This is a genomic window from Mycobacterium sp. (genome assembly GCF_052145595.1).
Classification (GTDB): Bacteria; Actinomycetota; Actinomycetes; order Mycobacteriales; family Mycobacteriaceae; genus Mycobacterium.
This window is the reverse complement of sequence record NZ_JBKQOI010000343.1, coordinates 1-13,140: the sequence shown is the minus strand read 5'-3', so window position 1 is coordinate 13,140 and position 13,140 is coordinate 1. Positions and strand designations below refer to the sequence as shown.

8 protein-coding genes and 6 pseudogenes are annotated in these 13,140 nt (G+C 66.3%); 6 read left to right on the top strand and 8 right to left on the bottom strand.

Annotation, left to right across the window (positions count from 1 at the left end):
* Positions 1 to 132 (bottom strand): type II toxin -antitoxin system TacA 1-like antitoxin (locus ACLP4W_RS28525; RefSeq protein WP_442390691.1); only part of this gene is annotated, 132 nt, incomplete at its 3' end.
* Between the two features lie 572 nt (positions 133 to 704).
* Here ACLP4W_RS28525 and ACLP4W_RS28520 point away from each other — a divergent pair.
* From ACLP4W_RS28520 to ACLP4W_RS28510, 3 genes are all read left to right on the top strand, one after another.
* Positions 705 to 1,319 carry a PhoU domain-containing protein gene (locus ACLP4W_RS28520; protein ID WP_442390687.1) on the top strand — a complete coding sequence of 205 codons (615 nt, stop codon included), beginning with the start codon at positions 705 to 707 and terminating at the stop codon, positions 1,317 to 1,319.
* Positions 1,320 to 1,471: 152 nt separating this feature from the next.
* The gene (locus ACLP4W_RS28515) at positions 1,472 to 5,065 is read left to right on the top strand and encodes a hydantoinase B/oxoprolinase family protein (RefSeq protein ID WP_442390686.1); all 3,594 of its coding nucleotides are present in this window, start codon (positions 1,472 to 1,474) and stop codon (positions 5,063 to 5,065) included.
* 214 nt (positions 5,066 to 5,279) lie between these two features.
* Positions 5,280 to 5,639, top strand: a complete 360-nt coding sequence (locus ACLP4W_RS28510) for a flavin reductase family protein (RefSeq protein ID WP_442390685.1) — start codon at positions 5,280 to 5,282, stop codon at positions 5,637 to 5,639.
* Here ACLP4W_RS28510 and ACLP4W_RS28505 read toward each other — a convergent pair.
* The 7 genes and pseudogenes from ACLP4W_RS28505 to ACLP4W_RS28475 all read right to left on the bottom strand — a co-directional run.
* A pseudogene (locus tag ACLP4W_RS28505) lies at positions 5,635 to 5,745 on the bottom strand (aminoglycoside N-acetyltransferase AAC(2')-Ic); the annotation flags it as partial. The gene ACLP4W_RS28510 and the pseudogene ACLP4W_RS28505 overlap by 5 nt on opposite strands.
* Before the next feature lie 10 nt (positions 5,746 to 5,755).
* The gene (locus ACLP4W_RS28500; protein ID WP_442390684.1) at positions 5,756 to 6,670 is read right to left on the bottom strand and encodes a 5-oxoprolinase/urea amidolyase family protein; all 915 of its coding nucleotides are present in this window, start codon (positions 6,668 to 6,670) and stop codon (positions 5,756 to 5,758) included.
* Positions 6,667 to 6,849, bottom strand: a pseudogene (locus tag ACLP4W_RS28495) (carboxyltransferase domain-containing protein); the annotation flags it as partial. The pseudogene ACLP4W_RS28495 and the gene ACLP4W_RS28500, both read right to left, overlap by 4 nt.
* A gap of 447 nt (positions 6,850 to 7,296) precedes the next feature.
* Positions 7,297 to 7,713 (bottom strand): annotated as a pseudogene (rtcB, locus tag ACLP4W_RS28490) (RNA-splicing ligase RtcB); the annotation flags it as partial.
* A 14-nt stretch (positions 7,714 to 7,727) separates the two neighbouring features.
* A pseudogene (locus tag ACLP4W_RS28485) lies at positions 7,728 to 8,182 on the bottom strand (archease).
* Positions 8,163 to 9,494 carry a phosphoribosyltransferase family protein gene (locus ACLP4W_RS28480; protein WP_442390689.1) on the bottom strand — a complete coding sequence of 444 codons (1,332 nt, stop codon included), beginning with the start codon at positions 9,492 to 9,494 and terminating at the stop codon, positions 8,163 to 8,165. Before ACLP4W_RS28480 ends, ACLP4W_RS28485 begins: the two are co-directional and overlap by 20 nt.
* Before the next feature lie 281 nt (positions 9,495 to 9,775).
* Entirely contained in the window at positions 9,776 to 11,173 is a 1,398-nt protein-coding gene (locus tag ACLP4W_RS28475; protein ID WP_442390683.1) for an IS1380 family transposase, read from the bottom strand.
* A gap of 209 nt (positions 11,174 to 11,382) precedes the next feature.
* On the opposite strand from ACLP4W_RS28475, the gene ACLP4W_RS28470 reads away from it, so the two are divergent.
* The 3 genes and pseudogenes from ACLP4W_RS28470 to ACLP4W_RS28460 all read left to right on the top strand — a co-directional run.
* Positions 11,383 to 12,264: a universal stress protein gene (locus tag ACLP4W_RS28470; protein ID WP_442390682.1), complete on the top strand. Its 882-nt coding sequence runs from the start codon at positions 11,383 to 11,385 to the stop codon at positions 12,262 to 12,264.
* Positions 12,264 to 12,460: pseudogene (locus tag ACLP4W_RS28465) on the top strand (hypothetical protein); the annotation flags it as partial. The gene ACLP4W_RS28470 and the pseudogene ACLP4W_RS28465, both read left to right, overlap by 1 nt.
* A 292-nt stretch (positions 12,461 to 12,752) precedes the next feature.
* Positions 12,753 to 13,022: pseudogene (locus tag ACLP4W_RS28460) on the top strand (transposase); the annotation flags it as partial.
* Positions 13,023 to 13,140 lie beyond the last annotated feature (118 nt).

The following is a 13,140-nucleotide window of genomic DNA, read 5'->3' as shown; positions in this document are numbered from 1 at the left end:
TTCGGCCCGTTGCATCGCAGCTTTCCGCACGAACTCCGACGTCTGCTCATGGACAAGGTTGGCGGCGCGCTGGATGCGGTCCAAGGTCGCTTGCTCCGCGCGAATCTCGATGCGCTTCGTTTTGACTGCCACAGCGACACCTCCTTCTTCCTTCAGTCATCTCTGCTCGCAGCTGTCGATCACTTCATCGTACGGTGAATGTACGTACACGGCTAGTGAGGGTTGCGGCCAGCGCTGGGGACCACCCAGGGACCACACGTCATGCACGATGCCGAACGACCTGCACGTCCGTGAACGTCACACACCACGCCCCGACCACGGAAACCTCCGGTGACATGGGAAAATGCGCTACCGCTACTTCCTGGGGGTCAAGTGGTCGCAGGTTCAAATCCTGTCAGCCCGACCAAGCGAAATAGGTTCTGATCTGCGGTTATTAGTCACCACCGATCTGATCATGCCACTGCTTTGGGCCGTTGGGGACCAGCTTCTTCGGCTCTTTGGAGGAGCACCCAGGACCTGCGCGAAGACTTGGCGGGACTTGACCATTGGACAAGTGGTTGTAGGTGGGACCGTAATCGGAGGATGTCGGACCCACTCGCAGCCAGCGTTTATGGGTTCGCCGGCGGGTACTGTTACTGACCATGGCGGCGGGCGAACCGGGACGTCAACCGATGCGGGAAGCGCGGGCCCAGGAGCTCGGGAGCATGACTGGTCCGCTCGTCGACCTCATTCGACTCACGAGCACCGCGATGGGCCACGCGACGGCCGCCCTGTTCAGCACTGATCCTTCCGCGACCGAGAGCGTCGGTGCCGCCTATGAGACGGTGTCTGCGCTCCGTCATGAGATCGAGGACCATGCAGCGCGGATTCTGGCACTTCGTTCCCAGGCGAGGGTACCGGAGCTGCCGACAACCATCGTGGCTGTCCTCGTCAACGCCGAAGCCGAGCGCATGGGGCAACTAGCGCGGGAGGCCGCCGATATCGCCCGGACCCGGCGTGCCTGGGCATCGATACCCGCCCCACTTATGGCCGTGCTTCGTGAGCTGAGCGAGGGTTGCCTCGACGCAGCCGCAAAGGCAGCCGATGTCTTGGAGTCCCACACCTCGATTGGTGTGGCGGAGCTGACCGAGGGTGAGCACAATGTGAATCGGTTGCTGGACCTGCTGTATCAGCAGCTGTTGTCGAACTCCGAAGCGATCGACGTCGACGCGGCGATCGACCTCGCGTTGGCTGCGCGCTGCTACGAACGTTTTGCGGAGCATGCAGAGGCGGTCGCGCATCGTGGTTCGCTGCTCGCCGTGGCGGCGCCGAGGGGCTAAGGGCAGCACGGAAACCGCGGTCTCGGGGAGGATCAAGTGGACCCGACGCCGCCGTTCAGACGCGTGGCGGGTGGTAATGAACGCATTGGCATCCCGGTGGTTCACCTGCTCGCCGATAGAGTTGGTACACGATGAGATGAAAGGGACGCCTGGTGCCTCATGCGGGGTGGCAGTTTTGGGTCGACCGGGGCGGCACGTTCACCGACATCGTGGCGCGCCGGCCGGACGGGCGCCTGCTGACGCACAAGCTGCTGTCGGAGAACCCTGCGCGGTACCGCGACGCGGCGGTTGCCGGGATCCGTGCGCTCCTCGGGACCGCCGGAGGTGTGCCCGTGCCGGTCGCGCAATTGGAGGCGGTGCGCATGGGTACCACCGTCGCGACAAATGCGCTGCTGGAGCGCAAGGGAGAGCGCACGCTGCTGGTGATCACGCGCGGTTTCGGCGACGCGCTGCGCATCGCCTACCAAAATCGCCCACGCATCTTCGACCGTCACATCGTGCTGCCGGAGATGCTGTACGAGCGGGTCGTCGAGGTGGACGAACGGATCACAGCCGGTGGCACGGTGCTGCGCGCCCCCGATCTCGAACTGCTGGGCGAACAGCTGCGGCAGGCGCACACCGACGGGATCCGCGCGGTCGCGGTGGTGTGTATGCACAGTTACCTGTACCCGGCGCACGAGCGGGGGATTGGCAAGCTGGCCGAGCAGATCGGGTTCAGCCAGATCTCGCTGTCCTCAGAGGTCAGCCCGCTGATGAAACTGGTACCGCGTGGCGACACCACCGTCGTCGACGCCTACTTGTCTCCGGTCCTGCGCCGCTATGTCGACCAGGTGGCGGGCCAGATGCGTGGCGTGCGGCTGATGTTCATGCAGTCCAACGGGGGGCTGGCCGAGGCGGAGCACTTCCGCGGCAAGGATGCGATCCTGTCCGGCCCGGCCGGCGGCATCGTCGGCATGGTGCGGATGTCGGCACTTGCCGGATTCGATCACGTCATCGGCTTCGACATGGGCGGCACCTCCACTGACGTGTCGCACTACGCTGGCGACTACGAGCGCGTGTTCACCACTCAGATGGCCGGGGTTCGGCTGCGCGCTCCGATGCTCGACATCCACACAGTGGCGGCGGGCGGCGGGTCGATCTTGCATTTCGACGGCAGCCGCTACCGGGTCGGACCGGACTCGGCCGGCGCCGACCCGGGCCCGGCGTGCTACCGCGGCGGTGGTCCGCTCGCAGTCACCGACGCCAACGTGATGCTTGGCCGCATCCAGTCCGCACACTTTCCGGCCGTGTTCGGGCCCGGCGGCGACGAGCCGCTTGACGCCGGCGTTGTGCAGCAGAAGTTCACCGAGCTGGCCGCCGACATCCGGGCGGCCACCGGCGACGACCGTTCGCCCGAGCAAGTCGCCGAGGGGTTCGTGCGGATCGCGGTGTCGAACATGGCCAACGCGGTCAAGAAGATCTCCGTGCAAAAGGGACACGACGTAACCCGTTACGTGCTAACCACATTCGGCGGCGCTGGCGGGCAGCACGCGTGCGCTGTCGCCGACGCGCTGGGTATCCGCACGGTGCTCGTTCCACCGATGGCGGGGGTCCTCTCCGCGCTCGGGATCGGCCTCGCTGACACCACCGCGATGCGGGAGCAATCCGCGGAGATCCGGCTCGAGACCGCCGCCCTGGAGCGGTTGGTTACGGTCGCGGACTCGCTCGCGCAGACCGCGCGCACCGAGCTGCTTGACGAGGCCATTCCTATCGAGCGCATCCGGGTGGTTCGGCGGGTGTATCTACGCTACGAGGGAACCGACACAGCCCTCCCGGTCGAACTAGCAGACCTCGAGGCAATGACCACCGCATTCGAAGCCAGCCATCGCGCGACGTACTCATTCCTGATGGATCGTCCGTTGATCGCCGAAGCGGTCTCGGTCGAGGCGATTGGGCTCACCGAGCAACCAGATCTGTCCCATCTTGGCGAGCGGGCTGCCGACAGCGCGGGCTCGTCAGAGACTGTCCGGGTCTACTTGGGCGGATCGTGGCGCGACGCGCCGCTGCGTCACCGGGAGCGGATGCAGCCGGGGGAAACGGTGACGGGCCCGGCGATCATCGCCGAGGCCAACGCCACCACCGTCGTCGACGGCGGCTGGCAGGCGACGTTGACCGAGTCCGGGCACCTGCTTGTCGAGCGGGTAGCTGCCCCCGTGGCGCCCGATGCGGGCACTGAGGCCGACCCGGTGCTGCTGGAGATCTTCAACAACCTGTTCATGTCGATCGCGGAGCAGATGGGCTTCCGGCTGGAGGCGACTGCCCAGTCGGTAAATATCCGTGAGCGGCTGGACTTCTCGTGCGCTTTGTTCGATCCGGACGGCGACCTCGTCGCCAACGCGCCACACATTCCGGTACATCTCGGCTCGATGGGCGCCACCGTCAGGGAAGTCATCCGCCGCCGGGTCGGCACAATGAGGCCCGGTGACGTGTACGCGGTCAACGACCCTTACCACGGCGGTACCCACCTGCCGGATATCACCGTGGTGACCCCGGTCTTCGACGCAGCGGGCGAGCACGTCCTGTTCTTTGTCGCCTCACGCGGGCACCATGCCGAAATCGGCGGGATCACCCCCGGCTCCATGCCCGCCAACAGCCACGAAATTCACCAAGAAGGCGTGCTTTTCGACAATTGGCTGCTCGCAGAAAATCGACAGTTCCGCGAAGCAGAGACCAGGCTGCTACTCACCGAAGCGCCCTTCCCATCCCGCAATCCCGATACCAACCTCGCCGATCTTTGCGCCCAGATCGCCGCCAACCAGAAGGGCGTCGACGAGGTCCGCAAGATGATCGACCACTTCGGCCTCGATGTCGTCCAGGCCTACATGCGCCACGTCCAGGACAACGCCGAGGAAGCGGTCCGCCGCGTCATCGACAGGCTCGACGACGGCGAATACCGCTACACCATGGATTCCGGCGCGACGATCGCCGTGCGCGTCATTGTCCACCGCGCCAGTCGCAGCGCGACCATCGACTTCACCGGAACCTCTCCCCAGCTGGACACGAACTTCAACGCGCCATCGTCGGTGGCGACCGCCGCAGTGCTCTACGTATTCCGGACCCTGGTCGCCGAGGAGATCCCCCTCAACGACGGCTGCCTGCGCCCGCTGCACATCGTCATCCCGGAAGGGACGATGCTCGCACCGACCTACCCGGCGGCGGTTGTCGCCGGCAACGTCGAAACCTCCCAGGCGATCACCGGCGCACTGTTCGCCGCGCTACGTGTGCAGGCTGAGGGAGCCGGGACGATGAACAACGTCACCTTCGGCAACGAGCGGCATCAGTACTACGAAACCCTGGGATCCGGCTCCGGGGCCGGTGACGGGTTCGACGGGGCATCCGTGGTGCAGACGCACATGACGAACTCGCGGCTCACAGATCCGGAAGTGCTCGAATCGCGTTTCCCCGTGCTGCTGAGAGAGTTCGGCATCCGGCGGGGCAGCGGCGGTGCCGGACGATGGCACGGCGGTGACGGTGCTGTCCGTCGGATCGAGTTCACCGAGCCCATGACGGTGAGCGTGTTGTCCAGTCATCGGCGAGTCGCACCCTACGGCATGGCGGGCGGCTCACCCGGGGCGCTGGGACACAACCGCGTGGAACGCGCCGATGGCAGCACCGTCGAGCTGGCCGGGTGCGACTCGACCGAAGTCCAGCCCGGCGACACACTGGTCATCGAAACCCCCGGCGGCGGCGGATACGGCACACCCTGATCGCATAGATCGCGTAGGTATCGATGAGCACGTCCTCCCGCGCGGTGTGAGCCGGGAGGAAGCGTTAGCGCTAGCAATTTGACCGAAGCGTCCCGGCGCGAGGCGTTCGGGCATTCCCCATGGGCGCGATCGCGATCGCCGCTGAGGTAGTCGGCGCCTCGGGTAGGACTGGCGGCCAGCGCATTCGTGCCGGTGTCACTGGGATCCGCCGCTGGTGTCGTTCTGTGTGCAGAATACGTCCACCACATGGCCGAAGCTGAAGGACGTTCCGCGGCTGGGCATCAGTCTTCTGGGCGAGTCGCACGACGAGGCCGCGCACGCTGACAGCGCGTACCGGCGACTGGTTCGCGGGGTTGCAGGCCATCTCGACCGAGAACGGTGCGGTGTTCATCGAGGGCACCAGCGTCTGGTTGGAAAGCTCGATCGAGCAGTTAGTTCCTGCCGGCGATCCACCATCGTGACCCTGGGGGTCAACGACATCACCGTTCACACCGAGGTGCCACCAATTGTGTTCCACCGCAGCATATTTCGCGCTTCGGCGCCTAATCAGCGCCTACTGGCGATGGAACGGTGAAATCGCCTTCGAACGCGTCGGCTAGCAGCCGATAGGTATTGTGCCGGGTCTCGTTGTCGAGGTCTGCGGTGTGGATGAGGCGGGCCGTGTAGACCTGCGTGCGCACAAGTCGGTGTCTACCACCGCCGGCGTGGTCGCGACCAGTGCAAGCGCACCTGCTGACCGGGGCGGATCTGCGCGACCCGGTCGATGTCGTGATCGGTAACCACACCGATCACCGGATAGCTGCCGGTCACCGGATGATCGGGGCCGAGGATCACCGGCAACCCGTTGGCCAGCACCTGAATCGCGCCGCGGGTCGCACCCTCGCTCGGCAGCTGGCGATCCGGCCAGCGGTGCTGCAGCGGCCGGCCGTCCAGCCGCATGCCAACCCGGTCGCTGCGGTCGGAGGCCACCCACTCGCTGTGCACCAGTGCGTCGGGATCGATGAACCAGTCGTCGCGCGGGCCGGGCACCACGTTGAGCTCGATCGGGTCCTCGGTGAACGACGCCACCGGCGCCTGGTCCAGTTCGGAAAAGTCCGTCGTGTGCTCGCCGACGGGCAGCACGTCGCCGGGCCGCAGCGGCTGCGGACCGATCCCCGACATCACGTCGGAGCTGCGCGAGCCGAGCACCGGTTCGACATCGATTCCGCCGCGCACCGCCAGGTACGTGCGGAGCCCGTAGTGCGGCGAGCCCAGCGAGATCACCTGGCCGTCATGTGCGTAGTGAATGCTGTTGATGCCGAAGGGGATTCCGTTTACCGCGGGGTCGGTGTCGGCGCCGGTCACAGCGATTGCGATGTCGCCGCCGCACACCCGTGCGGTCAGCCCGCCGAAGGTCACCTCGATCGTGGCCCGGTCGGCGGGGTTGGCCACCAGCCGGTTGGCCAGCGCATGCGAGCGCATATCCGCGGCGCCGGAGCGGGTGACCCCAAGATGGGCCAGGCCGGGCCGGCCGAGGTCTTCGATCAGGGCCAGCGGCCCGGTGCGCATGATTTCCAGCGTCGGCGGACGGGAGCGAAGCGACTGGGTGGTGAACTCGGTCGTCATCGCGCCTCCCAGAATTGCACCCACTTGCGCAGCTTCAGCAACGCCGGATCGGGGCGGTGGACGTCCCACACCACAGCATCGGTCTGCCCGATCAGCGGCCAGCCGCCGGGGGATTCGCGCGGATAGATGCCGCTGAACTCGCTTGCAAACCCGACGGAACTGGCGGGCACCTTGGTCCGGCGGCTCGCGGAGATCCGGATGGTCTTCACAGGATAACCGTGGCGAGGACGTAGCTCCATGTCAACAAGGAGATCGTGACGGGTTGGGACATTGAGATTCGCCGCCATCTGCCATCATGTCTGCTTCCCGCGTTGAGCATCTATCTGGCGCAGCGGTGTCGTAAGGTCCGAGCAGACGAACGCTGGGAGGCGTAGTGAACGGTCGGCCCTCTATCAGTGATGCTGCGGCCGATGAGCCATCGTTTGAGCAGCTTGCGTCATACCGACATTGCCTGGCGCGGATGCAGGCAGCATGGCCTGAGTTCGCTAGTCGGCGACGCGAGCGACTCCAGCAGGGCCTGTTGACGCGCCGGTCGAAAAGATCGCCGAGAACATCGTCGAGCGCTATTCGGGGCGGTGTACTCGGGTCTACGACGCCGTGAAAACCATCTATGAACTGCTAGTTCTCGGCAGCCGCCACACGCCTTTGGTGCCCACGCCACGCGGTATCGCTTGGTCGAGGTGGTCCATCACTGCGCGGATGTGCGGCTGCAGCTGCTCCCGGTCGAGGTCAGGGCTGACCAGCAGCCGCACCCCGCACGAGATGTCGAAGCCGACCCCGCCGGGGGAGACAACTCCGTTGTTGTCGACGTCGGTCGCTGCTACCCCGCCGATCGGAAACCCGTATCCCCAATGCACGTCGGGCATTGCGTAGGACGCGCGGACAATCCCTGGCAGCGTGGCCACGTTGGCCACTTGCATCAGCGCCATGTCTCCGTGTTCGTCGGGCAGCAACGATCTCGACGCGAACACGATTCCGGGCACCCGCATGGCGCCCTCTTGTTCGATCCGGAACCGGTATGGGGTCTCCTGGATGATCTGCATGTTGTCCGCCTCAGTCACACATCAAGGATTACCGAGCACCGCCAGCCCCGCGGGCCATGCGACAGGTGAAGCTCGTTGAACGACATCGCCTTCGGCACGGCGCCCACTTGAGGCAGGGTGCTCGCATCGACCATCGCGAACTTGACGTCGACGCCACCGGGTATGGCCTCCAGTTCGACATCGACAGGTGCCTCGCCAGCCGTGTCCAACACGTAGATGACCTCCTCGAGCACCGCGAGCAGCAGGTCATCGTCGCGGTCTCCGGTCAGTCGGCATTGGCGGATGCGCTGCGCACGGGCCAGGGATGTATCCAGGAAGCTCTCGACGGTGCCAAGCACCGCTTCCCCGATGCAGCGCGGGAGGGCGACCACACCTCGATCCGCAGATCCGCCGTGTGCGGCACACTGCGATGCCCTGATGTGTTGTCCACCATGGCTTGTCGCGCTGGTCTAGCGGTTGTGAGCCGCAGGGCTTAAGTGGTTGATGAACCAGTCTCGGGCCAGCACCGCAACCTTCTCGAGGGTGCCGGGTTCTTCGAAAAGGTGGGTGGCGCCGGGGACCACGGTGAGTTCGCATGGGCCCGGCATCGCGGCCTGCGCGCGTCGATTCAGCTCGAGGACCATCTCGTCGCGTCCGCCCACGATCAGCAACGTGGGCGCGTGAACTTTGGTCAGCGACTCGCCCGCCAGATCCGGCCGCCCGCCGCGTGAGACGACCGCTCTTACCGTCACCGCGGGATCGGCGGCGGCGCGTAATGCCGCACCCGCGCCCGTGCTGGCGCCGAAGTAGCCGACCGGCAGCGCAGCGGTGTCGGGTTGGCCCGCCAGCCAGCCGGTGACGTCGACCAGGCGCCGTGCCAGAAGTTCGATGTTGAAGACGTTAGCGCGGTCGCGTTCCTCCTCCGGGGTGAGCAGGTCAAACAGCAACGTGGCCATTCCGGAACCGTTCAGCACGTCGGCGACGTAGATGTTGCGCGGGCTGAACCTGCTGCTGCCACTGCCGTGGGCGAAGACGACGACGCCGGTCGGGTGCTCCGGGATGGTCAGGTGCCCGGCCACCGACACCGGTCCGGCGGCCACCCGCACCTCCTCATCGCGCAGCGGAGGGTCGCCGGCGCTGGCGCTGGCGACGACTTCCTGAAAGCCGTCGCGGGCGCGATCGAGCAGCGCGATCACCTCGTCGTCGGGGGTCTGGGTGAAGTTGCGGTAGCCCTGCCCGACGCCGAAAAACAACGCGGGCGTCTCCAAGCACACCACCTCGTCGGAGTAGTCGGCAAAGCCCTCGGCGATGTCGGCCGCGCCGATGGGAACCGCCAGCACGACCCGGCTCGCGCCCTGGGCGCGGGCCACCTGGCAGGCGGCCTTTGCGGTCGCCCCGGTGGCGACGCCGTCGTCGACGATCACCGCGACCCGCCCCGCCAGCGAGATGCGGTCACGCCCGCGGCGGAAACGTTCCACGCGGCGCTGCAGCTCGGCGCGCTGCGCGTTTTCGACCGCGTCCATGTCGTGGCTGCGGAGGCCCGCCTCACGCACGACGGAGTCGTTGATCACCCGCACCCCGCCCTCACCGATGGCGCCGAAGGCCAATTCGGGCTGAAACGGCACCCCAAGCTTGCGCACCACAAGGACATCGAGCGGGGCGTGCAGCGCCTTGGCGACTTCGAAAGCCACCGGGACCCCGCCTCGCGGCAGGCCCAGCACGACAATGTCCTGGCCGCGCAAGGATTTCAGGCGTTCGGCCAGCCGACGTCCGGCGTCGACACGATCGTCGAATAGCCTCATATCGCCGCGCAACGAAACTAGCCGTTGGGCCAGTAGACGCTGAGCATCGCCACGATCGTCGAACTGCGTCATCCCCCGAGTGTGGCGCGACGGGTCGCCGCGCCGAAGGGCCTTAGCCTCGATTTTTCGCGCGGCCTGGTTGGGTCGGAGGGAGCCGGTGCTGGTCGGCTTCTGATGCTGATTGTGGCGGATGTGTATGACAGTGCGCCCGTTGTCGCGTCGGTGGGGCGGGCTTTCCAGGCCGGTGGGGTCTTTCGTCTGGTCGGGTCAGGGTTTCTCGGTTAGGTGAACGCGTTGCGGATGTGGTTCCAGGCGGTGGCGATCGAGTGGGCCCAGCGCCATGTCGCGTCGATCCGCAACTGGGTTTGTCGGGCTCCTCGGGTGATGCGGGCGGCTACGTGCAGGACCCGGTATCGGAAGGTGTCGATCTCGCATGCGGCCAGGGCGGGATCGGCGGCGAAGCCGATCAGTTTGGCCCATGACACCAAATCTGTTGCTGTCAAGATGATTTCTAGCCATGCTGCGTTGGCGTCGGACCGGTGGCACGGCAGGTTGGTCAGCCCGGTGGCTTTGGCTTGACGGATCCGGTCTTCCACGCGGGCGTGTTGGCGGTGGCGCAGTTCGAGCCCGCCGAGTTGGCCGTCGACGGTACCGGGTGCGGTGTCGGTGATGAAGGCGGTGACCCGATGTCCGTCGGAGTCGGTGAACTGCAGCTGCGCTCCGGGGTGGGGGCGTTCCTTGCGCAGGATCACCCGGGTCCCGGCCGGCCAGCTGCTCATGTCGACCAGTCCGGTGGCTTCGGCGACCCAGGCGCCGTCGCGGATGGCGCCGTCGGAATCGATCGCCGGATACCAGCCGTTGTGGGCGTTGAGCACCTCGACCGCCTCGCGCAGGCGGGCATCGACGGCGTAGCCGAAGGAGAACCCCACCCCGGCCCCTCGGCACGCGTCGGCGAATGTGTGGGTGGCACCGGCGGAATCCGAGCGCACCAGGATCTGTTGCGCGCCCGGATCGTGCGGGTTGGGCCGATAGCCAGCCGGCAGCGATTCCAGTGCCCAACCCAGCACCCTGACGTGGTCGGCGGCGGTGTTACTGCCGGCGTTTCCGGGTCGCAGCAGCCCGGCCAGCGCTTCGCCGCCGGCGATCTCGGGTCGGTCCAAAAACACCAGCAGCGGGTGATGGCCGAACGTCTTCTTCCACGTCGCGGCCGCGTTCTCCTTGTTATCGGAGTGATCGATGGTGATGGTGGCATCGACATCCAGATGCAACCAGCCACCGGGGGCTGGCGCCGCCCCAGCAGCCCAGGCCCGCTCCCGAGCATGCGCGCGGGCCGTGCGGATACCGGGCAGGTGAGCGGCGTCGATCCGCGCATCGACCAGCCGCCACATCGTGGTCGTCGACGCGGCCGGACCGAAGACATGCGCCCGGTCCCCGCACCGCTGACCAACGCCGTCGATGCAGTCCGCGCCGTCGGCGACCGCGGCGACCAGATCGGCAAACACCGCACCCGGCGCGTAGGTCCACGGCCCCCCATAGGTATCGGCCAACGCGACCGTGACCTGCGCTGAGAGCCCGGTCAACTCCGCCAACTCGCGCAGCATCCCCACCCCGGCGTGCGACACGACACCATGGCCATCCGCGGACACTTTCACCCGTGGTCGTGCTGCGATACTCTTCACCTGCGAAGTGCCTTCCCGCCGGAATCTTGGACCCTAGAGAAGTCTCATTCTTCCTTGCAGGACAGGCACTTTCGCCATTCAAGCCCCGTGTCACACCGAGTTTCGCGCAAAATCCAGGTTAGGACCACTCCCGTGGGGACCAACGCCTCCTGGCCGGCGATCGCCGACCATCTAGCGTCGGCGGCATCCACGCAAGGAAGGACCGCGAAATGACCGGTCACAGCACACATCCGGGAGTCGTGGTCGGTGTCGACGGGTCCCCGTCATCGACAATGGCCGTACGGTGGGCCGCACGCGAGGCAACCATGCGCAACGTTCCGCTGACCCTTGTGCACGTCTCAAGCTGGCCAGCCGTCTGGCCCGCCGCCCCCATCCCGGCCGAGCTGCAGCGACAGCACGGAGAAGAGGCCCGCCAGGTCCTCGCCGATGCGATCAAGGGCGCCAAAGACAGCGTGGAGGGCAACCGACCCGAGATCGACAGCGAACTGGTGGTTGCAGCGCCCGTGCCGACCCTTATCGACCTGTCGAAAGAGGCGCACATGATGGTGGTCGGCTGCCGCGGACAGGACGCGCTGCAGCGGACCCTGCTCGGCTCGGTCAGCACCGGATTAATCCACCACGCCCACTGCCCGGTCGCGGTGATCCACGACGAGGCGCCGATCCTGCTGGGGCCCTCGCAATTACCGGTGTTGGTCGGCATTGACGGCTCGCCGGCATCGGAGCTGGCCACCGCGATCGCCTTCGACGAGGCCTCTTTCCGCGGTGTGGACCTAATGGCCCTGCACGCCTGGACCGACTCAGACATCTCGCGTGTGCTGAGCATGGAATGGTCGGCCCTGCAATCCCGGGCAGCGGAAATCCTGGCGGAACGCCTGGCTGGTTGGCAGGAACGCTATCCCGACGTCACCGTTCACCGCCGGCTGGTGTTTGACCGCCCAGCGCGCCATCTCCTCGATGAATCCGAGTCCGCCCAACTCGTCGTGGTCGGCAGCCACGGCCGGGGCGGATTCGCCGGAATGCTGCTCGGCTCGGTCAGCACCGCCGTGGTACACGCAGCCCGCATCCCGGTGATCGTCGCCCGCCAACACTAATGCGCTGTTCCGCACCATCGCTGCAGGTGATTTTGGCATGCGGCATCCGGATAGGACGGATCGCCGGATTTCCGGTCAGTGTCAACTGGTGCGTGCTGGTCATCCTCTGGTTGTTCACCTGGAGCCTGGCCTCCACGTTGCCCGCGCCGTGCCGGGCTACTCGAAGGGGGGCTACTGGCTGGCCGGGACGTGCGGTGTCACACGCCCCAAGCGCTATCACCGGGCCAGCGAGACGCGAACGTATTGTTCGACGGACTACCGAACACCGAAGTGCCTTGGCGGATCAACTGATTCTGCCGATCTCTCTCGTGATAGGCCCAGTCCCGGGACCAAGAGGCGGACACGATTACGCATGTAAAGCTGTCGAAATCATCAAACTTGATGAGCCGCCCAATTCGCCTTCTCCGCGCTTACTGTCGCGCCGCGCGCCATCACTGTGAGCCGTCCCGGCATTTCCGGAGACTCCCTACCTTGGGAGGATTCGAGACATGGGACGTCCGAGCAAGTACCCCGATGAGCTTCGTGAGCGTGCGGTGCGCATGGTCGTTGAAGTGCGGCCGCAGTACCCCTCGCAGTGGGCGGCGATCACCGCGGTGGCAGGCATGTTGGGGATCGGAACCCCCGAGACGCTGCGGACCTGGATCCGCCGCTTGGAGGTTGACTCGGGCGTGAGGCCGGGCGTGACCTCGCAGATGGCCGAGGAGAACAAGGCGCTGCGTAAGGAGATCGCCGAGTTGCGTCGGGCCAACGTTATCTTGGGTGGGATGGGCTGTTCTGCCGGTTGACCAGGATGTTTGCGTCGTGGACGGTGTCCGTGACGGGGATGCTGGCGATGCGGTTGGCGCGGAGCTGCCCGTGTAGGTGAGCGATCTGGTC

What these genes read in the sequence shown, in the direction of transcription:
- ACLP4W_RS28480 (WP_442390689.1), bottom strand. Translation starts at nt 9,494, where the DNA reads ATGAGGCTATTCGACGATCGTGTCGACGCCGGACGTCGGCTGGCCGAA.
- ACLP4W_RS28500 (WP_442390684.1), bottom strand. Translation starts at nt 6,670, where the DNA reads ATGACGACCGAGTTCACCACCCAGTCGCTTCGCTCCCGTCCGCCGACG.
- ACLP4W_RS28470 (WP_442390682.1), top strand. Translation starts at nt 11,383, where the DNA reads ATGACCGGTCACAGCACACATCCGGGAGTCGTGGTCGGTGTCGACGGG.
- ACLP4W_RS28520 (WP_442390687.1), top strand. Translation starts at nt 705, where the DNA reads ATGACTGGTCCGCTCGTCGACCTCATTCGACTCACGAGCACCGCGATG.